Raw genomic sequence first — 26,494 nt, 5'->3', positions numbered from 1 at the left:
TCGCCCCTACACCATGAAATGGATATGTTTTTTACCATGGAACGGCGAGATCTCAATTTTGGTTTTGACCCGGAAGACGTCCCAGAGCAGCTCTTCGGATAAGATGTCCTGCGGCGTTCCCGTCGCCACAATTTGCCCTTTCTGCATCACGATCAGCGAGTCGCAGAACATCGAGGCGTGGTTAAGATCGTGGATGGCGACGATGCTGGTCACCGGCAGCTCGCTGATGAGATGCATCAGCTGCATCTGATGATGGATGTCCAGGTGGTTGGTCGGTTCATCCAGCAGGATTTCGGTTGGCGTTTGCGCCAGCGCGCGGGCGATATGCACCCGCTGACGCTCGCCGCCGGACAGGCTCAGCCAGCCCTGCTCGCTGCGGTCCAGCATATCGACACGCTGCAGAGCCGCGGTGACGGTGTCGTCATCCTGCGCGCTCCAGTTCGAAAAAGGGGAGTGGTGCGGAATGCGCCCGAGCTTCACCACGTCGCGCACGCGCATGTTGGCGTCGGTCATGCCGTGCTGCTCAACGAACGCCACCCGACGCGCCAGCTGCTTTTTGGCGATGCGGGAAATGTCCTGCCCGTCCAGGGTCACGCTGCCGCTGTCCGGGCGACGCAGACCAGCCAGTATGCGCAAAAGCGACGATTTACCGCAGCCGTTAGGGCCGAGCAGTCCTACCGTTTCGCCGCGTGAAACCTTCAGCGAGACGTTATTGACGATGACCTTTTTGCCTACCGTCCAGGTAATATTCTCAGCACAGATGCTCATCACTTATTCCTTGAGCGGTAGATAATCACGGCAAAGAACGGCACGCCCACCAGCGCGGTGACGACGCCGACGGGCAGGCTCTGCGGGGCAATCAGCATGCGCGAGGCGATATCAGCCAGCACCATCAGGATCGCGCCCGCCAGCGCGCTGGCAATCAGCAGCGTGCGGTGCAGCGGCCCGAACAGGAAGCGCATGACGTGCGGCACCACCAGCCCTACAAAACCAATTGATCCCGCCATGCTGACGATGGTCGCGGTAATCAGTGCAGTGGTGGTGAACAAGGCAAGGCGCACCCAGGGCACGGCAATGCCTAACGAGGCGGCGGCGTCATCACCAAAGGTAAAGGCGTCCAGCGCCCGGGAATAGTAAAGACAGACGGCAAGGCCCGCCAGCACGACCACCAGCGCCAGCTGGAATTCCGGCCAGCGTACGCCGCTGAAGCTGCCCAGCAGCCAGAACATCACGTCGCGCGCCTGCTGCGCGCTGGCGGAGGTGCTGATGGTATAGGCGGTAATGGCGTTGAAAAGCTGTGAGGCGGCAACGCCCGCCAGAATGGTGCGTTCATTGCCGCCGCGCGCGCCGTTCGTCAGGAAGGCGACAAACGCAAAGGCGGCAAACGCCCCGGCAAACGCGCCCGCAGAAAGCGACACCGCGCCAGTGCCAATCCCCAGGACGACGACCGACACCGCCCCGGTTGAGGCACCCGCCGATACGCCGAGCACGTAGGGTTCCGCCAGCGCATTCTTCAGCAGGCTTTGCAGCACGGCGCCGCAGATGGCTAAACCGGCCCCACAGCAGGCCGCCACCAGCGCGCGGCTCAGGCGAAAGTCCCAGATCACGCTCTCATAGATGCGGTTGAGCGGAACGTCGGTCAGCCCCAGCTTATTGCCAATAGCGTAAAAGACACTGGACAGCGGAATCGACAGCTCACCGACGCTGACGCCGAGAGCAATCACTAAAAACAGCAGGACAACGGCAAGCAGAGCAGACGTGGTCAGAAACAGGCCCTGTCGGGCCTGAAGTACGGCTGCTGTCATCAGTTCAGCCCCAGCTTTCTGAGCTGTTCGCCCACCTGCTCAGCGCCGTAAATCGTGCGAATCGTCGGGTTCATGGCCTGGCCGTCCATCACCACGATATGGCCTTTTTTGACGGCATCAAGCTGGCTCACGGCAGGATCGCTTTTCAGGAATTTGATTTTCTCTTCTGCATTATCCAGCGCCCAGCGGTTGCGGTCCAGACTGGAGACGACAATCACATCCGGGTTCGCGGCGATAATGCTTTCCCAGCCGACGGTCGGCCATTCAGACTCAGCGGTAATGGCGTTATGGCCGCCCAGCACGTTAGCAATAAAACCGGAGGCGCTGTTTTTCCCGCCGACATAGGCATCCGCCGAAGGCGAGGCGCTTGAGAACCAGAAAACAAACGAGAGATCTTTTTTGTTTTTACCAAATTCCTGACGCAGGTCGGCCTCGCGTTTTTTGAAATCCGCGATAACGGCCTGGCCGCGCGCTTCAACGTTGAAAATCTTCGCGAAATCTTCAATCTCTTTATAAAGGTACGTCATATCCCACAGCGTCTGGCGGCTGCCGTACATATCGCCTGCGGCCTTTTTGGTAGCGCACATGCCCGGTGATAAATAGCTGTTCACCCCAACGGTGGCCAGATCTTCACGTTTTGCGACCTTACTTTCCGGCCCGAGCAGCAGCGGCAGCTGCGCAGGAACAAAATCGGGGTTTTGCGCAAGGATGGATTCAAGCGTCGGAATTTCGACGGTCAGCGTTTTGATTTTGGCGTTTTGCTCAGCCAGCTGCGGCAGCACTTTGGTCGGCCAGAAGGCGCTGGCTTTGACCTTATCTTCCAGACCCAGCAGAAGCAGGATCTCTACGGTATTCTGACCCAGGGCCACGACGCGTTCCGGCGCTTTGGTGAAGGTCTCTTTATACCCGCAGTTTTCTATGGTGAGTGGGTACGTGGTAGCCAGAGCTGAACTCATCGAAGCAACCGCCAGGCCTAACGCGCAGAGAACCTTTTTCATTAAACGCTACCCTTCATTAAAATTATTTTTGATGCAAATGAAACGCATTATTAAGGCGGAATTTTATACAGAGGAAACGATTTTGTGTCAATGAGGGACAATTACGCAAGGTGACGAAAGGCGGCGCCATAAGCGGCGCCGGAATGGCGGGTTAAAGCAGGCTCTCTTTATCGATTCCCAGGCGCTTCATGCGGGAGAGCAGGGTAGTGCGTTTCAGCCCCAGCCGCTGAGCTGCGCCCTTCGGTCCGGCGACCACGCCGTTAGTCTCTTTTAGCACGCGCATAATGAGCTGATATTCATCTTCGCCTTCCTGCGCCACTTCTGCCGTAACGGTGGGATGTTCCGGCAGGGAGATTTCAGGCAGGGAAAGCTGCAGCACGTTCCCGCGCGTCAGCAACACCGCGCGCTCAATGACGTTTTCCAGCTCGCGCACGTTGCCCGGCCACTCCATTGACGAGAGGGTGCGCAGCGTCTCGGCGGGAATGCTGTCGATGTTTCGCCCCATCCGGCGCGCGATCTTGGCGGTAAAGGCTTTCACCAGCAGGGGGATATCTTCCGGGCGCTCGCGCAGCGGCGGCAGGCAGATCGGGAAGACGTTCAGGCGATAGTAGAGATCGCTGCGAAACTCGCGGTCGGCGACCATTTTTTTCAGGTCGCGGTTGGTGGCGGCAATCAGACGCACGTCGGTCTGGATAAGCTTGTTGCTGCCGAGGCGCTCAAACTCCTGCTCCTGCAATACGCGCAGCAGCTTAGGCTGTAGCTCCAGCGGCATATCGCCTACCTCGTCGAGGAAAAGCGAGCTTTTATCTGCCAGTTCGAAACGCCCCAGACGCTGGCTGCTGGCCCCGGTAAACGCGCCGCGCTCGTGGCCGAACAGGTCGCTTTCCAGCAGCCCCGCAGGCATCGCCGCGCAGTTCATCTTCACCATCCGGCGGCTGTTGCGATTGCTCAGGTTGTGGATCGCCCGGGCGATCAGCTCCTTGCCGGTGCCTGTTTCGCCGAGGATCAGCACCGTGCTGTCGCTTTGCGCTACCATCTCGACCTGCTTGAGCACGCTGTACATGGCGTCGCTACGCCCGATGATTTCGCCAAACTCGCTGTCTACGTTGTTGAGCTGCTCGGTCAGGGCGAGGTTTTCGTCCACCAGCCGCTCCTTCAGGCGGTGGATCTCCTGGTAGGCGAGGGCGTTATCCAGCGCAATCGAGATGCGCTCGGCGATCTGGCGCAGCAGCTTCAGGTTGGCGGTGGTGAACACGCCTTCTTCACACTGCGCCAGCTTCAGCACGCCCAGCATGGTGTTGCCGGACATCAGCGGCAGCAGGCACAGGGTCTGAATTTTGTTGCCCCAGGTGTTGAACAGCATCCGTTCGTACGGCGCGACCGGATCCTGTTCGCTGAGGTTCAGCAGCAGGATCTCTTTGCTTTTGAATACCCGTTCAGAGAGGGTGCCCGCTTCATCCACCTCGCTCTGCTCGTGCGCCGGGTTGGCCTCATCGAGGTAGTGGGTGGAGTAGATGTTCAGCTTGCCCTTGCGATGCCCGCGCAGCGCAATGCTGATGGCGTCGATTTTGAAATAGTGGTGGATCTCTTTCGAGACTTCGCTGACCAGCTCATCCATGTCGAGCCTTGATAGCACTGCGTTGGTGATGGCGACCAGAATGCGGAAGTTGTCGCGCTCGCGGCTCAGCAGGTCGTAATCGACGTTATTGGTGACGCGGCTTTGGATCTGCTCCGCGACGACGGCCACAATCTGGGTAAAGGTGTGCAGGCGTTCGTACTCCGCCTCGCTCCAGGGCTGGTCGGTGTTGCGGATGAACTCGCAGCCGCCAAAAATCTGGCCCTCTGCCGCCAGCGGCAGCATGCAGTAATGCCCAAAAGGCTGATAGAGATTGCTCTGGGCAAGCCGCGGCCACGCCATCCGGAACTCTTCAAAATTGCAGTGCAGCACTTCAGGTCGGGAGAGAATGCGGCGCACCGGACCGTGCGCGAGGTAGGTTTCGTCTTCATACTCAAACGCTTTGCCATTATCACGCGTTGAGTAGTAGCTCGCCCGGTGCGTTCCGCTATGCCAGAGCACTATCGCGGCGCTGTCCGCCAGGGCAGATTGCCTGACCAGCCGGGTCAGGGCATCGCTCAGCGCGCCGAGATCGGGCTGCTGTAAAAGTGTTCGCGTGATGTCAAACAGGCCCTGCTGTCCAAGATCGCTCATCGGTGTATACGGCATTATTGCTTTCCAATAGAAACTGGCAAAAAAGAGACGTTCAGCGCTGACCGCTTATGGCGCGGTTCTAGCAAATTCGGGGTAACGGTTCAGCGTGCGGCAGATCCAGCGTGCGCTTCACGCCGTAAAGCCCGGCCAGGCGCACCCCTTTGCGCTCAACCACGTCGCCGATGATGGCCGCGTCTTTCCCTAAGGGATGCGCTCTTAGCTGTTCAAGAACGGCTTCCGCCTCCGCGCGTTCCACGCCGATCACCAGCTTGCCCTCGTTGGCAAAGTTAAGCGGGTCAAGCCCTAAGAGTTCGCACAGCCCGCGCACGGCAGGCTTAACGGGCAGGCCGCGCTCGGTCAGCTCAATCCCGCAGCCGCAGCTTGCCGCGAACTCGTGCACGACGGCATTCACGCCGCCCCGCGTGGCGTCGCGCAGGGCTTTGATGCCCGGCATGTCGCGCAGCGTCTGGATAAGCGGAGTGAGTACCGCACAGTCGCTGCGAAGCTCGCCGTCCAGCCCCAGGCCTTCGCGCAGGTTCAGGATGGTTGCCCCGTGGCAGCCCAGCGTGCCGCTGACAATCAGCACGTCGCCCACAGTAAGCTGCTGCGCACCCCAGCGAATGTCGGCAGGGATCGCCCCCATACCGGCGGTGTTGATGAAAAGCTTATCTGCCGCGCCGCGCTGGACCACTTTTGTGTCCCCGGTAACGATAGCGATACCCGCCTCGCGCGCGGTGTGCGCCATGCTGTTGACCACCGTCGTGAGCGTCTCCATCGGTAATCCCTCTTCGAGGATAAACCCGCAGGAGAGGTAGCGCGGAACGGCACCGCTGACCGCCACGTCGTTGGCCGTGCCGCAGACGGCGAGCTTGCCGATATCGCCGCCGGGGAAGAACAGCGGGTCAATTACATAGCTGTCGGTGGAGAAGGCCAGCCTGTCGCCGTGGGCGGTCAGGGTCGCGAGGTCAATACGCGCCTGATCCTCCTGCTCGGCGAGCCAGGGGTTATTAAAGGCCTCCATGAACAGCCGGTTAATCAGCTGCTGCATCGCCTGTCCACCGCTTCCGTGCGCCATTTCCACCGTGTTCATGCTTCACACTCCTGGTTGCGATACTGATACCACGCGGCGCATGCCCCTTCAGAGGAGACCATCAGCGCGCCAAACGCGGTTTGCGGGTTACAGGTGTTGCCAAATAACGGGCAGTGATGAGGTTTGCATTTGCCGGTGAGCACGTCACCACAGCGGGCGCGGGGATCGTCACACACCTGCTGGGGCTGCGGGCGAAAATGCGCTTCGGCGTCAAAGGCGCGATACGCAGGCCTCAGCCGCACGCCGGATTCAGCAATCAGCCCCAGGCCGCGCCATTCGCTATCACCCTCAACGCTAAACACGTCGGCGATTGCCTGCTGCGCTCGTTCATTTCCCGCATCCGGCACCACGCGGCGGTACTGGTTTTCCACCGCGCTCAGGGCCGCTATTTTCTGCTCAACCAGCATGGCCACGCCTTGCAGTAGATCAAGCGGTTCGAAACCAGCCACTACTAACGGACGATTGTACTGTTCAGGGATAAAACCGTAGGCGTCTGTGCCAATCACCATACTGACGTGGCCCGGTGCCAGAAACGCGTCGATGCCGTTATCCGGCGCTTCCAGCAGGCTGCGCAGCGTGGGGATAAGCGTGATGTGCTGACAGAAAAAGAAAAAGTTATCGACGCCGCGCGCTTTCGCCTGCTGCAGGGTGATGGCGGTGGCGGGCATGGTGGTTTCAAAACCCAGCCCGAAAAAGACGATCTTGCGTTCAGGGTTGTCCATCGCCAGCGTCAGGGCATCCATCGGCGAGTAAACGATCCGCACGTCCGCGCCGCGCGCCTTCGCCTGCAGCAGCGAGCCGCTCTTCCCCGGCACGCGCATCGCGTCGCCAAAGGTGCAGAAAATGACGTCGGGCTGGCCGGCAATTTCAAGGCAGCTGTCGATGCGGCCCATCGGCAGGACGCACACCGGGCAGCCGGGGCCGTGGATAAACTCGATGTTCTCCGGCAGCAGCTGGTCGAGGCCAAACTTGAAGATGGCGTGCGTGTGTCCGCCGCACACCTCCATGATCCGCAGCGGTTTTTCTCTCGAGTAGTCCAGAAGCGCGGCGCGCGTTTTCAGATGCCCGATAAGCTGCATCACCTGTTCCGGCGCGCGGTATTCATCAACGTAACGCATGTGCTATCGCTCCTCGCCGTACAGGAGCGCGCCCACGTCCGGCTCCATGTCAAACATGTTTTGCAGGGCGTCGAGCGTGTCGCGGGCTTCCGCTTCGTTAATCACGCTCATCGCAAACCCCACGTGAACCAGCACCCACTGGCCGAGTCGCGAGGCACCCGTTTCATCGCTGCTGCCCACCAGCGTCAGGTCGACATCGCGCAGGATGCCGCAAACCTCCACTTTGGCCTGATTGCCGTCGATGGAGTGGATTTGTCCGGGTACGCCTATGCACATCGTTCGCTCTCCAGCCAGTCCAGCCAGGCGTCCATGCCGTCGCCGCGCGTGGCGGAAACCAGCAGGATCTCAATGTCCGGGTTCACCTCTCGGGCATACGCAAGGCACTTATCCACGTCAAAGTTCAGGTACGGCAGCAGGTCGACTTTGTTCAGCAGCATGAGGGAGGCGGCAGCGAACATGTGCGGGTACTTCAGCGGCTTGTCCTCCCCTTCGGTGACCGAAAGCACCGCCACCTTGTGCCGTTCGCCGAGGTCAAAGCTGGCCGGACACACCAGGTTACCGACGTTTTCAATAAACAGGATGCCGTTATCCGCCAGCGGCAGGCGCGGGGCGGCGTCGGCAATCATCTGCGCGTCCAGGTGGCAGCCCTTACCGGTGTTGACCTGGATAGCGGGCGTACCGGTTTCGCGGATGCGCGCCGCGTCGTTAACGGTTTGCTGATCGCCTTCGATAACGGCGCAGGAGACGCGTTCGTTCAGGTGCTTGAGAGTTTCCGTTAGCAACGTGGTTTTGCCGGAGCCGGGGCTGGAGACCAGATTCAGCACCAGCTGTTCGCGCGCGGCAAAGCGGGCGCGGTTGCGGGCGGCGAGCTGGTTATTTTTATCCAGCACGTCGATCTCCACCTCCAGCATCTGGCGCTGGCTCATGCCCGGCGCGTGGGTGCCCGCCTCGCCGTGGCCGTAGTGCAGGTCGCCTGCTTCGGAGCGTTGCGGCGTAAAGGTGATGCCGGTCAGGGCCGCCGCAGGACGCGGGGCAGGGGAAAACGGCGCGGAGCGAAACGCGGAGTGGGGACGGTGTTCGTCCCCTTCTATATACAGGTTGCCTTCGGCGCAACCGCAGGTGCTACACATACATTACTCCTTCTCGATTTCGAGGCGTTGGATCTGCATACCGTCATCCGCCACGATGCGAAGACCCGTGCTCTGGCACTGTGGGCAGCGCTGAACTTTTGATGACAGCAGGGTGACGTACTGCTGGCACTGCTCGCACCAGCACTCCGCCTGCTGCTCGTCGATATGCAATGCGCAGCCTTCCGCCAGCGTACCGCGGCACACCAGCTCAAAGCAGAAGGTGAGGGCGCTGGTCTCGACGCAGGAAAACGCCCCGACCTTCAGCCAGACGCCGGTAACGCGCTTCGCGTGGTTTTGCACTGCCTGCTGTTCGATAAGTTCCAGAGCCCGCTGGCAGAGGGTGATTTCGTGCATAACGCCTCCTCAATGATTTGCGCCAGTAAATGCAATAACGGTGCCAGCTTGATTTGCGTTACGGCGTGACGGTGTCAACGCTGTCGAAATGACACGTCGACACTGTGGCGTTGACAGTGACTATCTTGATAAAAATCATTTAAATCAATCAATTAAAAACTGGCACGAAATCTGCTTAACAGCCGCTATCTCCATTAACCGGATATCTTCTATGACTATTTGGGAAATTAGCGAAAAAGCGGATTACATCGCGCAGCGCCACCAGCAGCTTCAGGACCAGTGGCACCTCTACTGCAACTCTCTGGTTCAGGGGATCACCCTGTCAAAAGCCCGTCTGCACCACGCCATGAGCTGCGCGGCGCAGGGGGACATGCGCTTTGTGTTGTTTGGGCACTTCACGATTTTTGTCACCCTGGCGGAGAGCTTCAACAGCCACACCATTGAGTATTACGTTGAGACAAAAGAGGGTGAAAAACAGTGTATTGCGAAAGCTCAGCTGATGGCCGACGGCATGGTGGACGGTCACGTCAGCAACCGCGATCGCCAGCAGGTGCTGGAGCACTATCTGGAGAAAATCGCGCCGGTTTACAACGGTCTTTACACCGCAGTTGAGCACGACTTGCCGGTCGACCTGAAACAGCTGGTCGCGGGAAAGACTTCCGCCAATCTTGCCTGATAACCGCGTGTCGAAAAGTGTCGATGAGACAGTTTTTCGTCGTCAAAAATGACTATCACCAGAGGATTGCCCGGTGAACCGTTTTGTAATTGCTGACTCGACGGTCTGTATTGGCTGTCGAACCTGTGAGGCGGCGTGTTCGGAAACGCACCGCCTGCACGGGCTACAGTCCATGCCGCGCCTGCGCGTCATGCGTAATGAAAAAGAGTCTGCCCCGCAGCTCTGCCACCACTGTGAAGATGCCCCGTGCGCGGGCGTGTGCCCGGTTAACGCCATCACCCGCGTTGATGGCGCGGTACAGCTGAATGAAAGCCTGTGCGTCAGCTGCAAGCTGTGCGGCATCGCCTGCCCGTTCGGCGCGATTGAATTTTCCGGCAGCCGCCCGCTGCATATCCCGGCGAACGCCAATACCCCGAAAGCGCCGACTGCGCCACCCGCTCCGGCGAAGGTGAGTACGCTGCTGGACTGGGTGCCCGGCATCCGCGCTGTTGCGGTGAAGTGCGACCTGTGCAGCTTTGACGAACAGGGCCCGGCCTGCGTGCGGACCTGCCCGACCAAAGCGCTGATCCTGGTTAACATCCGCGATATCGCCCGCACCAGCAGGCGCAAGCGCGAGCTGACCATTAATACCGACGTCGGCGATCTTTCGCTTCTGCAGGCGCTTAACGAGAGGGAAAAATGAACGCGATATTTATGATTAACAGCGCCGTGGCGTACTTTTCCGCTGCCGCCGTGCTGGCGCTGGTGTTCTCTTTCCATAAAACCCTGAGCGGCTGGATAGCCGGTATCGGTGGGGCGGTCGGCAGCCTGATGACGCTGGCGGCGGGCGGTGTCGTCCTGCTCGGCGGACAATCCGTGGAAACACTCATGCCGCTGATTCGCCACACCGTGGCGATTACGCCGCTAAACGCCATCTGGCTGGTGACCTTTGGTCTGTGCGGGCTGTTTATCAGCCTGTTCAATATCGACTGGCACCGCCATCCGCAAACCAAAGCCAACGGCCTGCTGGTGAATATGCTGATGGCGACGGCGGTTTGTGCCGTTATCGCCAACAACCTCGGGGCGCTGGTGGTGATGGCGGAGATCATGGCGCTGTGCGGCGTGTTCCTGACGGGCTGCAGCGCCTCCGGCAAGCTGTGGTTTGCGCTTGGACGTCTCGGCACTCTGCTGCTGGCGCTGGCCTGCTGGCTGGTGTGGCAACGTTTCGGCACCCTGGACTTTTCCGCGCTTAACGGCCAGACGCTGGGCAACGATGTCTGGCTGCTGGGCATAGTCGGTTTTGGCCTGCTTGCCGGGATTATCCCGCTGCACGGCTGGGTCCCGCAGGCGCACGCAAATGCCTCTGCACCCGCCGCCGCGCTGTTTTCTACGGTGGTAATGAAGGTCGGTCTGTTCGGCATCCTGACGATTACCCTGACGGGCGGTCAGCCGCCGCTGTGGTGGGGCGTGGTGCTGCTGATTGTGGGCATGGTCACCGCGTTTGTTGGCGGCCTGTACGCGCTAATGGAGCACAACATCCAGCGCCTGCTGGCCTATCACACCCTGGAAAACATCGGCATCATCCTGCTCGGTCTTGGCGCGGGCGTCACCGGGTTGGCGCTTAACCAGCCGGCGCTGATTGCCGCCGGGTTTATCGGCGGTCTGTATCATCTCGTCAACCATAGCCTGTTTAAAAGCACTCTGTTCCTCGGCGCGGGCAGCGTCTGGTTCCGCACCGGCCACCGGGATATCGAAAAGCTCGGTGGGATTGGCAAAAAAATGCCGGTGATTTCACTCGCCATGCTGGTGGGGCTGATGGCGATGGCCGCGCTGCCGCCATTAAACGGCTTTGCCGGGGAGTGGGTGATCTATCAGTCCTTCTTCGCGCTCGGTCAGAACGATGTCTTTATCGCGCGTTTGCTCGGCCCGCTGCTGGCGGTCGGGCTGGCGATTACCGGGGCGCTGGCGGTGATGTGCATGGCGAAAGTCTACGGCGTCACTTTCCTCGGCGCGCCGCGCACCCGTGAAGCGGAGAACGCCTGCTGCGCCCCGGTACTGATGGGTGCCAGCGTTGTGGCGCTGGCGCTGTGCTGCATCGCGGGCGGGGTGGCCACGCCGTGGCTGCTGCCGCTGCTGGGCCACGCCATTCCGCTGCCGCTGGCGACGGCGCATACCGTCGTTTCCCAGCCGATGATGGCGCTGCTGCTGATCGCCGCACCGCTGCTGCCGTTTGTGCTGATGCTGTTCTTTAAACGCGACCGTCTCGCCTCCCGCTCGCGCGGCGCGGCGTGGGCCTGCGGCTACGAACACGAGCAGTCGATGGTCATCACCGCCCACGGTTTTGCCATGCCGGTAAAAGAGAACTTCGCCGCCGTGCTGAAGCTGCGCCACTGGCTGAACCCGGTGGGCTGGGTTCCCGGTTGGCAGAGCGCCGCCGCGCCCACTCTTTTCCGCCGTCTGGCGCTGATTGAGCTGGCGGTGCTGGTGGTAATTGTGATTTCACGAGGAGCCTGACATGAGTCTGTTTCTGGCAATTCTTCAGGCGCTGGTGCTGTTCGCCTTCGCGCCGCTGCTGTCGGGCATTACGCGCGTGGCGCGCGCCCGGATGCACAACCGTCGCGGGCCCGGGGTGCTTCAGGAGTACCGCGATCTCTTCAAGCTGCTTTCTCGTCAGAGCGTGGCACCGGACGCCTCAGGCTGGGTCTTCCGCCTTACGCCATTTGTGATGGTTGGCGTCATGCTGACCATCGCCACCGCGCTGCCGGTGGTCACAGTGGGCTCGCCGCTGCCGGCGCTGGGCGATTTGATTACGCTTATCTACCTCTTCGCCATCGCGCGTTTCTTCTTCGCGATTGCGGGCCTGGACACCGGGAGCCCGTTTACCGGCATCGGTGCCAGCCGCGAAGCGATGCTCGGCGTGCTGGTTGAGCCGATCCTGCTGCTGGGGCTGTGGGTGGCCGCGCAGGTGGCAGGCTCGACCCACATCAGCTTTATCACCAGTACCGTTTATCACTGGCCGGTTCCACGTTCTATCCCGCTGATTCTGGCGCTCTGCGCCTGCGCGTTCGCCACCTTTATTGAGATGGGCAAACTGCCGTTCGACCTCGCGGAAGCCGAGCAGGAGCTGCAGGAAGGTCCGCTTACCGAATACAGCGGCTACGGCTTCGCGGTGCTGAAGTGGGGCATCAGCCTCAAACAGCTGGTGGTGCTGCAGATGTTCGTCGGCGTTTTCTTCCCGTGGGGGCAGATGACGCACTTCTCCGCGGGCGGTCTGGTGCTGGCCGTCGTGATTGCCGCCCTCAAGCTGCTGATCGGCGTGCTGGTGATAGCCCTGTTTGAAAACAGCATGGCGCGCCTGCGTTTTGTCGAAACGTCGCGCATCACCTGGGCCGGTTTTGGTTTTGCATTTTTAGCGTTCGTCTCCTTGCTGGTGGCGTGATTAAAGAGAGTATTTATGTCTGAAGAAAAGAAAGGTCAGCAGTATCTCGCCGCGTTGCATCAGGCTTTCCCCGGCGTGGTGCTGGAGGAGTCCTGGCAAACCAAAGACCAGGTAACCGTCACCATTAAGGTGAACGACCTGCCGGAAGTGGTGGAGTTCCTCTATTACCAGCAGGGCGGCTGGCTGTCGGTGCTGTTCGGCAACGACGAGCGCCAGCTGTGCGGCAACTACGCGGTGTACTACGTGATGTCGATGGAGCAGGGTGAAAAATGCTGGCTCACCGTGCGCGTCGAGGTCGACCCGAATAAGCCGGAATACCCATCCGTCACGCCGCGCGTGCCTGCCGCCGTCTGGGGCGAGCGCGAAGTGCGCGACATGTACGGCCTGGTGCCGGTCGGTCTGCCGGACGAGCGCCGCCTGGTGCTGCCGGACGACTGGCCGGACGAACTCTATCCGCTGCGTAAAGACAGCATGGACTACCGCCAGCGCCCGGCCCCGACCACCGACAGCGAAACCTACGAATTCATCAACGAGCTGGGCAGCAAGAAGAACAACGTGGTGCCGATCGGCCCGCTGCACGTCACCTCTGACGAACCGGGGCACTTCCGCCTGTTCGTCGACGGCGAGAACATCATCGACGCCGACTACCGCCTGTTCTACGTCCATCGCGGCATGGAAAAGCTGGCGGAAACCCGCATGGGCTACAACGAGGTGACGTTCCTCTCTGACCGCGTGTGCGGCATCTGCGGCTTCGCCCACAGCACCGCTTATACCACCTCGGTGGAGAATGGCATGGGGATCGTGGTGCCGGAGCGCGCGCAGATGATCCGCGCCATTCTGCTGGAGGTGGAGCGTCTGCACTCGCACCTGCTGAACCTCGGCCTGGCCTGCCACTTCGTCGGCTTTGACTCCGGGTTTATGCAGTTCTTCCGCGTGCGCGAAGCGTCGATGAAAATGGCGGAGATCCTCACCGGAGCGCGTAAAACCTACGGCCTGAACCTGATCGGCGGGATCCGCCGCGACCTGCTGAAGGATGACATGATCCAGACCCGCCAGCTGGCGCAGCAGATGCGCCGGGACGTGCAGGAGCTGGTGGACATGCTGCTCAGCACGCCAAACATCGAACAGCGCACCGTCGGCATCGGTCGTCTTGATCCCGAAATTGCCCGTGACTTCAGCAACGTCGGCCCGATGGTGCGCGCCAGCGGCCACGCCCGCGACACCCGCGCCGATCACCCGTTCGTCGGCTACGGCCTGCTGCCGATGACCGTGCACAGCGAGCAGGGCTGCGACGTCATCTCCCGCCTGAAGGTGCGCATCAACGAGGTGTTCACCGCGCTGAACATGATCGACTTTGGCCTTGATAACCTGCCGGGCGGTCCGCTGATGGTGGAGGGCTTCACCTACATCCCTAACCGCTTTGCCCTCGGCTTTGCCGAAGCGCCGCGCGGGGACGACATCCACTGGAGCATGACCGGCGACAACCAGAAGCTCTACCGCTGGCGCTGCCGCGCGGCCACCTACGCCAACTGGCCAACCCTGCGCTACATGCTGCGCGGCAACACCGTCTCTGACGCGCCGCTGATCATCGGCAGCCTCGACCCGTGCTACTCCTGCACCGACCGCATGACCGTGGTGGACGTGCGCAAGAAGAAAAGCCAGGTGGTGCCGTACAAAGAGCTTGAGCGCTACAGCATCGAGCGTAAGAACTCGCCGCTGAAATAAGGATTCGCCATGTTTACCTTTATCAAAAAAGTGATCAAAACGGGCACGCAGACCAGCAGCTATCCGCTGGAGCCGATGCCAGTGGATAAAAACTTTCGCGGCAAGCCGGAGCACAATCCGCAGCAGTGCATCGGCTGCGCGGCCTGTGTCAACGCCTGTCCGTCGAATGCCCTGACGGTAGAAACGGATCTCAAAACCGGCGAGCTGGCCTGGCAGTTTAACCTCGGGCGCTGCATCTTCTGCGGCCGCTGCGAGGAGGTCTGCCCGACGGTCGCTATTCGTCTTTCGCCGGAGTACGAGCTGGCGGTGTGGAAGAAAGAGGATTTCCTGCAGCAGTCGCGCTTTGACCTGTGCAACTGCCGCGTCTGCCACCGCCCGTTCGCTGTGCAGAAAGAGATCGACTACGCCATCGCGCTGCTGCAGCACAACGGTGACGCCCGCGCGGAGCATCACCGTGAAAGCTTTGAGACCTGCCCGGAGTGCAAGCGTCAGAAGTGCCTGCTGCCGTCCGACCGTATTGATATCACCCGCCATATGAGAGAGGCCAGCTGATGGAAAACCTACTGGGCCCGCGCGACGCTAACGGCATTCCGGTGCCGATGACGGTGGACGAATCCATCGCCAGCATGAAGGCGTCGCTGCTGAAAAAAATCAAACGCTCAGCCTACGTCTACCGCGTGGACTGCGGCGGCTGCAACGGCTGTGAGATCGAGATCTTCGCCACCCTGTCGCCGCTGTTTGACGCTGAGCGCTTCGGCATCAAAGTGGTGCCGTCTCCGCGCCATGCGGACATCCTGCTGTTTACCGGGGCCGTCACCCGCGCCATGCGCTCGCCCGCGCTGCGCGCCTGGCAGTCTGCGCCGGATCCGAAAATCTGTATCTCCTACGGCGCCTGCGGCAACAGCGGCGGCATCTTCCACGACCTTTACTGCGTCTGGGGCGGCACCGACAAAATCGTGCCGGTGGACGTCTACATTCCCGGCTGCCCGCCGACGCCTGCCGCGACGCTGTACGGCTTTGCCATGGCGCTCGGCCTGCTGGAGCAGAAAATCCACGCCCGCGAGCCGGGCGAGCTGGACAACCTGCCTGCGGCCATTCTGCACCCGGACATGGTGCAGCCGCTGCGGGTGAAGGTTGACCGCACGGCCCGCAGGCTGGCGGGTTATCGCTACGGTCGGCAGATCGCTGACGATTATCTGCGTCTGCTCAGCCAGGGTGACCATCAGGTGGCGCGCTGGCTGGAGGCCGAGAACGATCCGCGCCTCAATGAGATCGTGGCGAACCTGAACAGCATCGTCGATGAGGCGCGAATCCGATGAGTGAAACGGTGGTGTTCAGCCAGCTGAGCCGTAAGTTTATTGATGAGAACGACGCCACGCCGGATGCGGCGCAGCAGGTGGTTTACTATAGCCTGGCGATTGGGCACCACCTTGGGGTGATCGACTGCCTGGAGGCAGCGTTAACCTGCCCGTGGCCGGAATACCTGGCGTGGATCGCCACGCTGGAGAAAGGCAGCACGGCGCGGCGCAAGATGGAGGGCGTGCCGAAGTATGGCGAGATCGTCATCGACGCCAACCACATTGCGATGCTCGCCAACGCCTTTGACGCGGCGCTCATCAGGCAAACCCCCGAGCAGCAGGCGTGGAGCACAACGCTGCTCGGCATGCTGCACGATATTCATCAGGAGAACGCCATCTACCTGATGGTGAGGAGATTACGTGACTGACGTTTTACTGTGTGTCGGCAACAGCATGATGGGCGATGACGGCGCGGGCCCGCTGCTGGCAGAGATGTGCGCTGCGAACCCGCCGGGCAGTTGGGTGGTGATTGACGGCGGCAGCGCACCGGAAAACGACGTGGTGGCCATTCGCGAGCTGCGTCCGGACAGGCTGTTAATCGTCGATGCCACCGATATGGGGCTCAACCCCGGCGAGATCAGCCTGATTGACCCGGACGACATCGCCGAAATGTTTATGATGACCACCCACAATATGCCGCTCAACTACCTTGTCGATCAGATTAAGGGCGACGTGGGCCAGGTGCTGTTTTTGGGCATTCAACCGGATATTGTCGGGTTTTATTATCCGATGACGCCGCCGGTAAAAGAGGCGGTGGACGTGGTGTATTCACGGCTTGCTGGGTGGGTTGGGGACGGGGGTTTTTCTCAGCTCTGAGCAGCGCCCGGTGGCGCTGCGCTTACCGGGCATACAAAACCGTAGGCCGGGTAAGGCGAAGCCGCCACCCGGCAAAACAGGCTACTCGAGATCCCCCCCGTTACTCGCAATCACCTTCTTATACCACCAGAACGACTTCTTGCGCTTTCGGTCCAGGGTGCCGTTACCAGCGTCGTCCCGGTCAACGTAGACAAACCCGTAACGCTTGCTCATCTCGCCCGTTGAAGCAGACACCAGGTCAATGCAGCCCCAGGTGGTGTAGCCCATCAGCGGTACGCCGTCCTCAATCGCATCGCCCATTGCGCGGATATGCTCGCGCAAATAGCTGATGCGGTAGTCGTCGTTGATCTCGCCGTTTTCATCAATAACGTCCTTCGCCCCGAGGCCGTTTTCCACCAGGAACAGCGGTTTCTGGTAGCGGTCGTACATCATGTTCATGGTGATGCGCAGGCCGAGCGGGTCAATGCCCCAGCCCCACTCGCTCACCTGAATGTGCGGGTTGCGCAGGGACTTCACGATGTTCGCCGCGCTGGTGTTGCCCGCATTCATGTCCGCCGACGCGCAGCGCGAGGCGTAATAGCTGAACGAGACAAAATCGACGGTGTTTTTCAGAAGTAAATCGTCGCCAGGATCTTTCACAATCACCACGCCTTTCTCGCGGAACACGCGGGCGGAGTAGGCCGGATAGCTGCCGCGCGCCTGCACGTCGATAAAGAACAGGTTCTCGCGGTCTTTCTCCAGCGCCATCCACACGTCTTCCGGCTTGCAGGAGTAAGGGTAGAAGTTACCGCCCGCCAGCATGCAGCCGACCTGGTTTTCCGGGTTCACCTCGTGGGCGATTTTGGTCGCCAGCGCGCTCGCCACCAGCTCGTGGTGCGCGGCCTGGTATTTCACCTGATCCTCGTTTTCACCTTCCTCAAACACCAGCCCCGCGCCGGAGAACGGGCTGTGCAGCATGATGTTGATTTCGTTGAAGGTCAGCCAGTATTTCACCAGCCCGTTAAACGCCTCGAAGCAGGTTCGGGCGTAGCGGGCGAAGAAATCGACCATCTTACGGTTGCGCCAGGAGCCATATTCTGTGACCAGATGCATCGGCACGTCGAAGTGGCAGAGCGTGACCAGCGGCTCGATGTTGTACTTTTTGCACTCCTCGAACACCGCGCGGTAGAAGGCAATGCCCTCTTTGTTCGGCAGCGGCTCGTCGCCGTTCGGGTAGAGGCGGCTCCAGGCAATCGAGGTGCGGAACACCGTAAAGCCCATCTCCGCCATCAGGGCGATGTCTTCTTTATAGCGATGGTAAAAATCAATCGCCTCGTGGCTCGGGTAGAACTCGTCGTCACGCAGCGAAAAACGCTTTTCCTGACCGACCTTCACCGCCAGGCGATGTGCGCCGTGGGGGATCATATCGACCGTGGTCAGTCCCTTGCCGCCTTCACGGTAAGCACCTTCACTCTGGTTGGCGGCAAGCGCGCCGCCCCATAAAAATCCTTGTGGAAAAACAGACATTCTTACCTCGCTTTCAATTTATGCTTTTGCTGCGTTGTTCTGTACCGGTGCGGTCTGCAGGGCGCGCGCTTTTTCAGCTTCGTCTTCGACCGGAATATCCTCAAACCCTAAAAGCAGGGTCAGAACAAACGACAGCACGACTGCCAGCCCCATCACGCCAAACACCCAGACGATGGTCATCGGGTTGGCCGGATCGAAGAACTGCACGCTGGTAAACAGCCCCGGCGCCGCCATCGAATGGCTGGCAAGACCGGCCATGCCGGCCACCGCGCCGCAGATAAAGCCGCTGATCAGGCTCGCAATCAGCGGACGTTTCAGGCGCACCGCCACGCCGTACAGCGCTGGTTCAGAGATCCCCGCCATGATGGCGGAGGCCGCCGCGGCCAGCGCCGTCTGGCGCAGCTCCGGGTTTTTGGTTTTCCACGCCACCGCCAGCGACGAGCCGCCGAGCGACAGGTTGGCGCCGATTTCCGATGGCATCACCATCCCTTCTTTGCCCGTTTCGGCAATGGTCTGGATGATGGTCGGCGTAAACACGCGGTGCATCCCGGTCATCACCAGCAGCGGCCACAGCGCGCCCATGATGGCGACGGAGAGCCAGCCCAGATAGCCGTGAATGGTGTAGACCAGCGCGGAGATGGCGCTACCGATCCAGATCCCCAACGGGCCAATCAGCACGATGGCGAGCGGGGCGGCAATCAGCACGATCAGCATCGGCTTGAGGAAGTTTTTCGTTACCGCCGGGGTAATGCGATCCACCCAGCGTTCGATGTACGACAGGCACCAGGTCATCACCAGCGCCGGGATGACGGTATAGGTGTATTTCACCGCCGTCACCGGAATAAAGGCGAACTCAACGTGCTCGCCCTGCGCGGCTTTCGCCATCAGCTCGATAAAACTCGGGTGCACCAGCACGCCCGCGATGGCAATCGCCAGCGACATGTTGGTTTTAAACTTCACCGCCGCCGAGGCCGCCACCATCAGCGGCAGGAAGAAGAACGCCCCGTCGCCAATGACGGTCAGAATGGTGAGCGTCGGCGCGCCTTTTGGCAGCACGCCGGTCATCTCAAGGATCATCGCCAGCAGCTTGACCATCGAACCACCGATGATCGCCGGGATCAGCGGCGACATGGTGCCGATCAGCGCGTCGAGGATCCCGGCGCCAATGCGGCGTAACGTCAGCTTCTGCGGGCCTTCCGGCACGGGGGGCTGCAGATCAACGGGCAGCAGGCTCACCACTTCGCGGTACGCCTGTGAAACGGTGTTGCCAATAATCACCTGGCACTGGTTGTCGTTACGTACCACGCCAAGCACGCCGCTGATGCTTTTCAGGCGCGCAACGTCGGTAAGATTTTCGTCTTTCAGAACGAAACGCAGTCGCGTCATGCAGTGGGTGACGGCGACGATGTTCTCTTTGCCGCCCAGCGCGCTGACAACGTCGTTCGCCAGCGCTGCGTAATTTTTGGCCATCGGATGTGATCCTGTTATCGTTGTGAGAAATGTAGGAAACCGGTTCCACATAATCATCATGACTTTCTCTGAATGAAGCAAGATCGCTTTTTGGCCATTTTTTCATTTCGTGATGAAGGTCGCAATGAGGCATCGAAAGCGTGACGTCGTCGCTGCGACAATTTTTCCGCGGTGCAGTACACTGCCCGCATGAGTTTCGGATGGAAAAATAATATGACCACGATGCTGGAAGTGGCGAAGCGGGCAGGCGTTTCAAAAGCCACGGTATCCCGGGTGTTGTCGGGCAATGGCTACGTCAGCCAGGAGACTAAAGACCGGGTTTTTCAGGCCATTGAAGAGAGCGGCTATCGCCCGAATTTGCTGGCGCGAAACCTGGCGACCAAACGCACCCAGACGCTTGGACTGGTGGTGACCAACACCCTGTATCACGGCGTCTACTTTAGCGAACTGCTGTTTCACGCCGCACGGATGACGGAAGAAAAAGGGCGGCAGCTGATCCTGGCCGACGGCAAGCACAGCGCCGATGAGGAGCGTGAGGCGATCCAGTACCTGCTCGACATGCGCTGCGATGCGGTGATTATCTACCCGCGCTTTCTGAACGTGGAAGAGCTGGACGCGCTTGTCGAGAAATGCGAGCAGCCGATTATGGTGCTTAACCGCCGCCTGCGGAAAAACAGCAGCCACAGCGTTTGGTCCGATCATAAAGCCTCGTGTCAGGATGCGGTGTCGCAGCTGATTGCGAAAGGGCACCGGGAGATTGCGTTTATCACCGGTTCGCTGGATTCCCCCACCGGTGTTGAGCGTCTTTCCGGTTACAGGGATGCGCTGGCGCAGCACGGCATTGCAGTGCGTGACGCACTTATCGCCGAAGGGAAGTGGAACCCGGCCAGCGGCGCGGCGGCGGTCGCGCAGTTGCTTTCCCGCGGCGAACCGTTTACCGCGCTGGTGGCGAGTAACGACGATATGGCGATTGGCGCCATCAAGCAGCTGCATGAGAGCGGTGTTGCCACGCCGGGTAAAGTGTCCGTCATAGGCTTTGACGATGTGGCGATCGCGCCCTACATCGTGCCGTCGCTGTCCAGCGTGCGAGTTCCGGTAACGGAGATGATCCAGGAGACCATCAGCCGCCTGATCTTCATGCTCGACGGCGGCGAGTTTAAATATCAGCAAACCTTTTCCGGCGAGCTTATCCTGCGCGACTCCGTCATTGACGGCCCGCATCGCTGACGTCGACATCTGTCATCGTCATTTGTGACGATGACAGAACCGTCTGGTTTTATTTTTATTTTAAATCAATAAGTTAAAAATTGGCACGGTTTATGAATAGCTTCGCGCATAACAGTTATGCCGGAGAAGCAGATGAACCGTTTTATTATGGCCGATGCCAGCAAGTGCATTGGTTGCCGTACCTGTGAAGTGGCGTGCGTGGTTTCCCATCAGGCGGAGCAGGACTGCGCCTCTCTCACCCCCGACACCTTCCTGCCGCGCATCCACGTCATTAAAGGCGTGAATATTTCCACCGCCGCCATCTGTCGTCAGTGCGAAGACGCGCCGTGCGCGAACGTCTGCCCGAACGGGGCGATTAAGCGCGAGAAGGGCTTTGTGCATGTGATGCAGGAGCGCTGCATCGGCTGCAAAACCTGCGTGGTGGCCTGCCCGTATGGCGCGATGGAGGTAGTTGTCCGCCCGGTCGTGCGCAACAGCGGTATGGGGCTGAGCGTGCGGGCGGAGAAAGCCGAAGCCAATAAATGCGATCTTTGCTACCACCGCGAAGCCGGCCCGGCCTGTATGGAGGCCTGCCCGACGCACGCGCTGGTCTGCGTGGATCGCGACAAGCTTGAGCAGATGAGCGTCGAAAAGCGCCGTCGCGCGGCATTCGACACTTCGTCATCGCTGCTGTTTTAAGTTGCGATGAGCGTTAACGGCGTCCAGCTTCGGGTGCGCGGCAAAGTGCAGGGCGTGGGGTTTCGTCCCTTCGTCTGGCAGCTGGCGCAACGGCTGAAGCTTGTGGGCGATGTCTGCAACGACGGAGAGGGTGTCCTGGTGCGTCTCGCGGGTAATGGGGGGGACTTTACCGCGAGACTGCGTCAGGACTGCCCACCGCTGGCGCGTATTGACCATGTTGATACGCAGCCCTACTGCTGGTCTGGCATGCCGACGGAATTTACCATCCGTCAGAGCGAGCGCGGGGCGATGAATACGCAAATCGTGCCGGATGCCGCCACCTGTCCGGCGTGTCTGGCTGAAATGCGCGATCCGCGCGAGCGCCGTTACCGCTACCCGTTTATCAACTGCACCCACTGCGGGCCGCGGTTTACCATTATCCGCGCCATGCCCTATGACCGCCCGGCGACCTCGATGGCCGCGTTTCCCCTCTGTGTGCCGTGTGAGACAGAATACCGTAACCCGGCCGACCGCCGTTTTCACGCCCAGCCGGTCGCCTGCCCGGACTGCGGACCGCAGCTGGAATGGCGAGCCGGAGATGTTGTTGCCACACGCGAATCGGCTTTACGCGCAGCGGTGGCGATGCTGAAAGACGGCGGCATTGTCGCGGTCAAAGGGCTGGGCGGTTATCACCTCGTTTGCGACGCGCTTAACCCGCAGACAGTGGCGACGCTGCGGGCTCGCAAGCAGCGCCCGACGAAGCCGCTGGCGGTGATGCTGCCGGACGCGGACAGTCTGCCTGAGACGATACAGACGCTGTTATGCTCACCCGCGGCGCCGATTGTGTTAACGCCAAAAGCTTCGCTTCCCGCGTTTCCCGAGGAAATTGCGCCGGGGCTTGATTGTATTGGCATCATGCTGCCCGCGAACCCGCTCCAGCATATTTTGATGTTGGACTACCAGCGCCCGCTGGTGATGACCTCCGGCAACCTTAGTGGCAGACCGCCCGCCATCACCAACGTGCAGGCGCTGCAGGATCTCAGCGGCATCGCGGACGGCTTCCTGCTGCACAACCGGGACATCCTGCAACGCATGGATGATTCCGTGCTGGATCGGGATGGCGCTATCCTGCGCCGCGCGCGCGGTTTTGTGCCCGATGCCGTCACGTTGCCTGCGGGTTTTGAGAATATCCCCGCCATGCTGTGCACTGGTGCAGAGATGAAAAACACCTTCTGCCTGGTGCGCGGGAACCAGGCGGTGCTGAGCCAGCACTTTGGCGATCTGAGCGAAGAGGGCGTAGAGGCACAGTGGCGCAGTGCGCTCACGACGATGCAGGACATTTACGCCTTCCAGCCTGAGCGCGTGGTGTGCGATGCTCATCCGGGGTATCGCGCCCGCCGGTGGGCTCAGGCGCAGGCGCTGCCTGTCGAAACCGTGCTACACCATCATGCCCACGCGGCAGCGTGCCTGGCGGAGAACGGCTGGCCGCGTGAGGATGGAGACGTTATTGCACTGGTGCTGGACGGCATCGGCATGGGCGAAAACGGCGCGCTGTGGGGCGGAGAGTGCCTGCGGGTGAACTATCTTGAGTGTGAACGGCTCGGCGGCCTGCCTGCCGTTGCGCTGCCGGGGGGCGATCTGGCGGCGCGGCAGCCGTGGCGTAATTTGCTCGCCCACTGCCTGGCGTTTGTCCCTGACTGGCAGCAGTATCCGGAAACGCGCGCGGTTCAGCGTCAAAACTGGCCGCTGCTGGCGACGGCTGTGTCGCGCGGTATCAACGCGCCGCAGGCTTCGTCCTGTGGTCGTCTGTTTGATGCCGTCGCCTGCGCGCTCGGTATCGACGCGCAGTCCTGGGAGGGTGAAGCCGCCTGCAGGCTGGAAGCGCTGGCCTCGCGGTGCGCGGGCGTCGATCATCCGGTGACGCTGGACGCGGATAACCTCGCGCTGTTCTGGCTGCAGTGGCTGGCCTGGCAGGTGGAGCCCTGCGAGCGCGCATGGGCGTTTCACGATGCGCTGGCAAAAGGGCTGGCCCAGCTCGCCGCGCGCCATGCCCGACGCTTATCGATTTCGACAATCTGCCTCAGCGGCGGGGTGCTGCACAATCGCCTGCTGCGCGCGCGCCTGCGCCACTATCTTTCTGACTTTACGCTTCTTTTTCCTTCGCGCCTGCCCGCAGGTGACGGAGCGATCTCCTTCGGGCAGGCGGTGGTCGCCGCTGCCCGGTCATGTTCAAAAAGGATTTAAAATGTTACGACGCTTACGCAACGAACCTCGCGCCGCGCTTCTGCTGCTGGCTCTGGTAATGGCAAACCTGCTGGCCTGGGGATGGGCATGGCACACCTTCAGCGGCAGTACGGCGCTGATGGCGGCCAGCCTGCTGGCGTGGTGCTACGGGCTGCGTCATGCGGTGGATGCCGACCATATTGCGGCCATTGATACCGTGACGCGTAAGATGATGCAGCAGGGTAAGCGCCCGTCCGGCGTGGGGGCGTGGTTCTCGCTGGGGCATTCCACCATTGTGGTGCTGGCCTCCATCGCCATCGCCGCCACCGCGACGGCGTTTCAGAAAAACATGGAATGGTTCCACGAAACCGGCAGCCTGATTGGCACCGCCGTTTCCGCCACCTTCCTGCTGGCGATGGCGCTGGTGAACATGGTGATCCTGCGCGGCGTCTGGCGCAGTTTCCAGGCGCTGAAGAACGGCAGGCCCGTGCAGGGCGACATCACGCTCCCTGCCCAGGGCGGCGTGATGAACTGGCTGTTCGGCAAAACCTTCCGCCTGGTGAATAAAAGCTGGCAGATGTACCTGGTCGGTTTCCTGTTTGGCCTCGGTTTTGACACGGCCACCGAGATTGGCGTGCTGGGGATCTCCGCTGCCAGCGCCTCCAGCGGGATGTCGGTGTGGTCAATCATGATCTTCCCGGCGCTCTTCGCCAGCGGCATGGCGCTGGTCGATACCCTCGACAACCTGCTGATGGTCGGTGCCTACGGCTGGGCGTTTAACAAGCCCCAGCGCAAGCTCTACTACAACATGACCATCACCGGCACCTCCGTGGTGGTGGCGCTGTTTATTGGCGGGCTGGAAGCGCTGGGCCTGCTGATGGACAAGTTCGCCCTCAGCGGCGGCGTCTGGGATCTGGTTGGCGCGGTCAACGACAATCTGGGCAACGCCGGGTTTGTGGTGGTCGGGCTGTTTGTGGCCTGCTGGCTGATCTCCATGGTCAACTACCGCTGGCGCGGCTACGACGCGCTGGTGGTGCGCTCCTGAGCCGGCGGCAGCCAGGCGCGGGTAAAATCAAGCCAGCCGCTGGCGGTCAGCACAATGTCCTGCACGTTTTCCAGGGTATTAAGACGATAGCGGTAGTGGAACAGCGGCGTGCAGGCGCCGCTTTCCAGCAGGTGCTGAAAGAAGGCGGGCAGGTGTGTTCTCAGCATTTCCTCGCTTTCGCAGTATGTCATCAGCGTCTGCTTCGCGTTTTGCCAGGCGATCTGCCCTAGCGCGGCGGCCCACGCGGGTTCTTCGGTAAACCACTCTGCCAGCGCAAATTCCGCTGCTTCACCCGCCAGATAATCCCCCAGTAAGATATCCCCCTGCGCCAGCGCGTCGCGCGCATGCCACGCCTCGCGGTCTTTTCGCTGGAGGATAACGTCACAGCCGCGCTTTTTCAGGCGCGTTTGCAGCATACTGGCCAGATCGCACAGCCCCGGCGTGTCGTAACAGATCAGCGAAAGGGTCGCGGGGAGCGTCACGTCTGGCGCATCCGGAAAGACGGGCGTGGTGATGCCGGGCAGGATTTCCGTGCGGGTGTCGACATCCTCCCGGCGGAGGTGCTGCTGGTTAATGTGCTGAATCTCCTGACGCAGCCAGGCGGCCAGCGGTTGCGGCAGCGTGGCGTTCAGCATCAGCCAGGCAAACCCGCCGCTGGTGGAGGTGACGGACTCCCGGGCATTTTCGCCTTTCCCTACGGTGATCCACGCGGGTGTTTCCGCCTCGCTGCGGGTTCGCCAGAACTCTATCGCGTGCAGCAGCGGGTGCGCCGCAAAGTACCAGGGCTGACGCTCAAGGCGCAGATAGTGTGAGTGGTGGTGGGCGATAGCAAAGGGGCCCGCGCCGATAGTCGGCTGCTGCGGATGCGGCAGCCGACAGGCGTGATGCGCGAGGCGATGCGCCAGCATGGCATCGGGCGTGTTCAGCACAATCTCCAGACACCAGGGGGCGACAAGCGACACCGCCTGAACGTGCGCAAGCCCCGCGGCGCGTGCCGGGTCGGCCAGCATCTGCTGCATCGCGCTGAGAATAGCTTCGTCGCTAATGGCCTGCCCGTTATGCCAGTGCGCGCCGCTGCGCAGGTAAAAACGCCAGCGGCGATTGTCGTCACGGATATCCCAGTGATGGGCTAAATCCGCGACCGGCTGTGGGTGGCCGGGCGCATAGCGCGTCAGACCGGCGTGAACCGTGCAGATAATATGCTGTTCGGCGCGGCGACGCGAAAGGGCTGGATGCAGCGACGTGAGCGGGCGATACCATGGAATGCGCAGCGTCGCCTGATGCTTCAGCCATTTGCCGCCTAAGAACGGGGTGATGATGTGGTGCAGGCTGGCCGGATCGCCGTCGGCCAGCTGCAGCGCGCTCTGGTAATCCCCTTTTTCCAGACAGGCGTGCATCAGCGGCGCGCTCAGTTCGCTGGTGGTGGTCAGACAGTGCAGAGTGGCGCGATGCCCGCGCCCTGGCTGCGCGTCCCAGCTTAGCCAGCCGCTTTGCGAGAGCTGGCGCAGCAGCGTGCGCGCATGGCGTTCGCTGCACAGCGCAACCTCCGCCACTTCCGCGATGGTCGTAGGCGTTGGCTCCGCGCCATAGTGCTGATAAAGCCGTTGATACTGACGGATTTTCTGAAGCTGGCGCATAGCGGCACACCGGTAAAAAAAGGATGCTGAGA

25 protein-coding genes are annotated in these 26,494 nt (G+C 61.1%); 13 read left to right on the top strand and 12 right to left on the bottom strand.

Annotated elements, in window-relative coordinates; all coding sequences use genetic code 11:
• Positions 1-6: 6 nt before the first annotated feature.
• The 9 genes from MX657_RS17820 to hypA form a co-directional block, all read right to left on the bottom strand.
• Entirely contained in the window at positions 7-768 is a 762-nt protein-coding gene (locus tag MX657_RS17820) for an ABC transporter ATP-binding protein (protein WP_218727293.1), read from the bottom strand.
• Positions 768-1,805, bottom strand: coding sequence for a FecCD family ABC transporter permease (locus MX657_RS17815; RefSeq protein ID WP_346806274.1), 1,038 nt, complete (start codon positions 1,803-1,805; stop codon positions 768-770). The genes MX657_RS17820 and MX657_RS17815 overlap by 1 nt, the downstream gene beginning before the upstream one ends.
• Complete coding sequence (locus MX657_RS17810) at positions 1,805-2,803, bottom strand: ABC transporter substrate-binding protein (RefSeq protein ID WP_080330155.1); 999 nt, start codon at positions 2,801-2,803, stop codon at positions 1,805-1,807. Before MX657_RS17810 ends, MX657_RS17815 begins: the two co-directional genes overlap by 1 nt.
• A 151-nt stretch (positions 2,804-2,954) precedes the next feature.
• On the bottom strand, positions 2,955-5,027 hold the full coding sequence (flhA, locus tag MX657_RS17805; protein ID WP_119916213.1) for a formate hydrogenlyase transcriptional activator FlhA: 2,073 nt from the start codon (positions 5,025-5,027) through the stop codon (positions 2,955-2,957).
• 64 nt (positions 5,028-5,091) lie between these two features.
• Positions 5,092-6,102, bottom strand: coding sequence for a hydrogenase expression/formation protein HypE (hypE, locus tag MX657_RS17800; RefSeq protein ID WP_346806273.1), 1,011 nt, complete (start codon positions 6,100-6,102; stop codon positions 5,092-5,094).
• Positions 6,099-7,220, bottom strand: coding sequence for a hydrogenase formation protein HypD (gene hypD / locus MX657_RS17795; RefSeq protein WP_346806272.1), 1,122 nt, complete (start codon positions 7,218-7,220; stop codon positions 6,099-6,101). The genes hypE and hypD overlap by 4 nt, the downstream gene beginning before the upstream one ends.
• 3 nt (positions 7,221-7,223) lie before the next feature.
• A complete protein-coding gene (locus MX657_RS17790) occupies positions 7,224-7,496 on the bottom strand; it encodes a HypC/HybG/HupF family hydrogenase formation chaperone (protein WP_346806271.1) in 273 nt (90 codons plus the stop codon).
• Positions 7,487-8,350 (bottom strand): hydrogenase nickel incorporation protein HypB, encoded by an 864-nt coding sequence (hypB, locus tag MX657_RS17785; protein WP_119916209.1) that lies wholly within the window; start codon positions 8,348-8,350, stop codon positions 7,487-7,489. The genes MX657_RS17790 and hypB overlap by 10 nt, the downstream gene beginning before the upstream one ends.
• Positions 8,351-8,353: 3 nt before the next feature.
• Entirely contained in the window at positions 8,354-8,704 is a 351-nt protein-coding gene (hypA, locus tag MX657_RS17780) for a hydrogenase maturation nickel metallochaperone HypA (RefSeq protein ID WP_080330160.1), read from the bottom strand.
• Positions 8,705-8,915: 211 nt separating this feature from the next.
• Here hypA and hycA point away from each other — a divergent pair, with 211 nt between their 5' ends.
• The 9 genes from hycA (at position 8,916) to hycI (ending at position 16,697) form a co-directional block, all read left to right on the top strand.
• On the top strand, positions 8,916-9,380 hold the full coding sequence (hycA, locus tag MX657_RS17775) for a formate hydrogenlyase regulator HycA (RefSeq protein ID WP_346806270.1): 465 nt from the start codon (positions 8,916-8,918) through the stop codon (positions 9,378-9,380).
• 73 nt (positions 9,381-9,453) lie between these two features.
• Positions 9,454-10,062 carry a 4Fe-4S dicluster domain-containing protein gene (locus MX657_RS17770; RefSeq protein ID WP_346806269.1) on the top strand — a complete coding sequence of 203 codons (609 nt, stop codon included), beginning with the start codon at positions 9,454-9,456 and terminating at the stop codon, positions 10,060-10,062.
• Positions 10,059-11,873, top strand: a complete 1,815-nt coding sequence (gene hycC / locus MX657_RS17765) for a formate hydrogenlyase subunit 3 (protein WP_346806268.1) — start codon at positions 10,059-10,061, stop codon at positions 11,871-11,873. The genes MX657_RS17770 and hycC overlap by 4 nt, the downstream gene beginning before the upstream one ends.
• A gap of 1 nt (position 11,874) precedes the next feature.
• The gene (locus MX657_RS17760; protein WP_346806267.1) at positions 11,875-12,798 is read left to right on the top strand and encodes a respiratory chain complex I subunit 1 family protein; all 924 of its coding nucleotides are present in this window, start codon (positions 11,875-11,877) and stop codon (positions 12,796-12,798) included.
• A 15-nt stretch (positions 12,799-12,813) separates the two neighbouring features.
• Positions 12,814-14,523, top strand: a complete 1,710-nt coding sequence (hycE, locus tag MX657_RS17755) for a formate hydrogenlyase subunit HycE (protein WP_119916205.1) — start codon at positions 12,814-12,816, stop codon at positions 14,521-14,523.
• Positions 14,524-14,532: 9 nt separating this feature from the next.
• Complete coding sequence (locus MX657_RS17750) at positions 14,533-15,075, top strand: formate hydrogenlyase complex iron-sulfur subunit (RefSeq protein WP_080330165.1); 543 nt, start codon at positions 14,533-14,535, stop codon at positions 15,073-15,075.
• Positions 15,075-15,842, top strand: a complete 768-nt coding sequence (locus MX657_RS17745; RefSeq protein WP_346806266.1) for an NADH-quinone oxidoreductase subunit B family protein — start codon at positions 15,075-15,077, stop codon at positions 15,840-15,842. Before MX657_RS17750 ends, MX657_RS17745 begins: the two co-directional genes overlap by 1 nt.
• Positions 15,839-16,249 carry a formate hydrogenlyase maturation HycH family protein gene (locus MX657_RS17740; protein WP_346806265.1) on the top strand — a complete coding sequence of 137 codons (411 nt, stop codon included), beginning with the start codon at positions 15,839-15,841 and terminating at the stop codon, positions 16,247-16,249. Before MX657_RS17745 ends, MX657_RS17740 begins: the two co-directional genes overlap by 4 nt.
• Complete coding sequence (gene hycI, locus MX657_RS17735; RefSeq protein WP_346806264.1) at positions 16,242-16,697, top strand: hydrogenase maturation peptidase HycI; 456 nt, start codon at positions 16,242-16,244, stop codon at positions 16,695-16,697. The genes MX657_RS17740 and hycI overlap by 8 nt, the downstream gene beginning before the upstream one ends.
• Positions 16,698-16,778: 81 nt before the next feature.
• On the opposite strand, the gene MX657_RS17730 is transcribed toward hycI, so the two are convergent.
• Both MX657_RS17730 and ascF read right to left on the bottom strand, forming a co-directional pair.
• On the bottom strand, positions 16,779-18,203 hold the full coding sequence (locus MX657_RS17730; RefSeq protein ID WP_346806263.1) for a 6-phospho-beta-glucosidase: 1,425 nt from the start codon (positions 18,201-18,203) through the stop codon (positions 16,779-16,781).
• Between the two features lie 18 nt (positions 18,204-18,221).
• Entirely contained in the window at positions 18,222-19,673 is a 1,452-nt protein-coding gene (gene ascF / locus MX657_RS17725) for a PTS cellobiose/arbutin/salicin transporter subunit IIBC (RefSeq protein WP_252002364.1), read from the bottom strand.
• A 213-nt stretch (positions 19,674-19,886) separates the two neighbouring features.
• Between ascF and MX657_RS17720 the strand changes: the two genes are divergently transcribed.
• From MX657_RS17720 to MX657_RS17705, 4 genes are all read left to right on the top strand, one after another.
• Positions 19,887-20,900: a LacI family DNA-binding transcriptional regulator gene (locus MX657_RS17720; protein WP_346806262.1), complete on the top strand. Its 1,014-nt coding sequence runs from the start codon at positions 19,887-19,889 to the stop codon at positions 20,898-20,900.
• Between the two features lie 132 nt (positions 20,901-21,032).
• Positions 21,033-21,578 carry an electron transport protein HydN gene (gene hydN, locus MX657_RS17715; RefSeq protein WP_218727259.1) on the top strand — a complete coding sequence of 182 codons (546 nt, stop codon included), beginning with the start codon at positions 21,033-21,035 and terminating at the stop codon, positions 21,576-21,578.
• 6 nt (positions 21,579-21,584) lie between these two features.
• Positions 21,585-23,801: a carbamoyltransferase HypF gene (hypF, locus tag MX657_RS17710; protein ID WP_346806261.1), complete on the top strand. Its 2,217-nt coding sequence runs from the start codon at positions 21,585-21,587 to the stop codon at positions 23,799-23,801.
• A gap of 1 nt (position 23,802) precedes the next feature.
• On the top strand, positions 23,803-24,825 hold the full coding sequence (locus MX657_RS17705; protein WP_080330172.1) for a HoxN/HupN/NixA family nickel/cobalt transporter: 1,023 nt from the start codon (positions 23,803-23,805) through the stop codon (positions 24,823-24,825).
• Here MX657_RS17705 and MX657_RS17700 read toward each other — a convergent pair.
• Entirely contained in the window at positions 24,798-26,462 is a 1,665-nt protein-coding gene (locus tag MX657_RS17700) for an SgrR family transcriptional regulator (RefSeq protein ID WP_346806260.1), read from the bottom strand. The two genes, MX657_RS17705 and MX657_RS17700, sit on opposite strands and share 28 nt — an antisense overlap.
• Positions 26,463-26,494 lie beyond the last annotated feature (32 nt).

Origin of the sequence: Enterobacter chuandaensis, assembly GCF_039718975.1 — a bacterium.
GTDB lineage: Bacteria > Pseudomonadota > Gammaproteobacteria > Enterobacterales > Enterobacteriaceae > Enterobacter > Enterobacter chuandaensis.
Note: the sequence above shows the minus strand (reverse complement) of the source record. Positions and strands in the feature narration are given on the sequence as shown.

What these genes read in the sequence shown, in the direction of transcription:
- hydN (WP_218727259.1), top strand. Translation starts at nt 21,033, where the DNA reads ATGAACCGTTTTATTATGGCCGATGCCAGCAAGTGCATTGGTTGCCGT.
- MX657_RS17705 (WP_080330172.1), top strand. Translation starts at nt 23,803, where the DNA reads ATGTTACGACGCTTACGCAACGAACCTCGCGCCGCGCTTCTGCTGCTG.
- MX657_RS17700 (WP_346806260.1), bottom strand. Translation starts at nt 26,462, where the DNA reads ATGCGCCAGCTTCAGAAAATCCGTCAGTATCAACGGCTTTATCAGCAC.
- MX657_RS17740 (WP_346806265.1), top strand. Translation starts at nt 15,839, where the DNA reads ATGAGTGAAACGGTGGTGTTCAGCCAGCTGAGCCGTAAGTTTATTGAT.
- MX657_RS17750 (WP_080330165.1), top strand. Translation starts at nt 14,533, where the DNA reads ATGTTTACCTTTATCAAAAAAGTGATCAAAACGGGCACGCAGACCAGC.
- MX657_RS17790 (WP_346806271.1), bottom strand. Translation starts at nt 7,496, where the DNA reads ATGTGCATAGGCGTACCCGGACAAATCCACTCCATCGACGGCAATCAG.
- hypA (WP_080330160.1), bottom strand. Translation starts at nt 8,704, where the DNA reads ATGCACGAAATCACCCTCTGCCAGCGGGCTCTGGAACTTATCGAACAG.
- hypD (WP_346806272.1), bottom strand. Translation starts at nt 7,220, where the DNA reads ATGCGTTACGTTGATGAATACCGCGCGCCGGAACAGGTGATGCAGCTT.
- flhA (WP_119916213.1), bottom strand. Translation starts at nt 5,027, where the DNA reads ATGCCGTATACACCGATGAGCGATCTTGGACAGCAGGGCCTGTTTGAC.
- MX657_RS17810 (WP_080330155.1), bottom strand. Translation starts at nt 2,803, where the DNA reads ATGAAAAAGGTTCTCTGCGCGTTAGGCCTGGCGGTTGCTTCGATGAGT.
- MX657_RS17760 (WP_346806267.1), top strand. Translation starts at nt 11,875, where the DNA reads ATGAGTCTGTTTCTGGCAATTCTTCAGGCGCTGGTGCTGTTCGCCTTC.
- MX657_RS17745 (WP_346806266.1), top strand. Translation starts at nt 15,075, where the DNA reads ATGGAAAACCTACTGGGCCCGCGCGACGCTAACGGCATTCCGGTGCCG.
- hypB (WP_119916209.1), bottom strand. Translation starts at nt 8,350, where the DNA reads ATGTGTAGCACCTGCGGTTGCGCCGAAGGCAACCTGTATATAGAAGGG.
- hypE (WP_346806273.1), bottom strand. Translation starts at nt 6,102, where the DNA reads ATGAACACGGTGGAAATGGCGCACGGAAGCGGTGGACAGGCGATGCAG.
- MX657_RS17820 (WP_218727293.1), bottom strand. Translation starts at nt 768, where the DNA reads ATGAGCATCTGTGCTGAGAATATTACCTGGACGGTAGGCAAAAAGGTC.
- hycC (WP_346806268.1), top strand. Translation starts at nt 10,059, where the DNA reads ATGAACGCGATATTTATGATTAACAGCGCCGTGGCGTACTTTTCCGCT.
- hypF (WP_346806261.1), top strand. Translation starts at nt 21,585, where the DNA reads ATGAGCGTTAACGGCGTCCAGCTTCGGGTGCGCGGCAAAGTGCAGGGC.
- MX657_RS17720 (WP_346806262.1), top strand. Translation starts at nt 19,887, where the DNA reads ATGACCACGATGCTGGAAGTGGCGAAGCGGGCAGGCGTTTCAAAAGCC.
- ascF (WP_252002364.1), bottom strand. Translation starts at nt 19,673, where the DNA reads ATGGCCAAAAATTACGCAGCGCTGGCGAACGACGTTGTCAGCGCGCTG.
- MX657_RS17815 (WP_346806274.1), bottom strand. Translation starts at nt 1,805, where the DNA reads ATGACAGCAGCCGTACTTCAGGCCCGACAGGGCCTGTTTCTGACCACG.
- hycA (WP_346806270.1), top strand. Translation starts at nt 8,916, where the DNA reads ATGACTATTTGGGAAATTAGCGAAAAAGCGGATTACATCGCGCAGCGC.
- hycE (WP_119916205.1), top strand. Translation starts at nt 12,814, where the DNA reads ATGTCTGAAGAAAAGAAAGGTCAGCAGTATCTCGCCGCGTTGCATCAG.
- MX657_RS17730 (WP_346806263.1), bottom strand. Translation starts at nt 18,203, where the DNA reads ATGTCTGTTTTTCCACAAGGATTTTTATGGGGCGGCGCGCTTGCCGCC.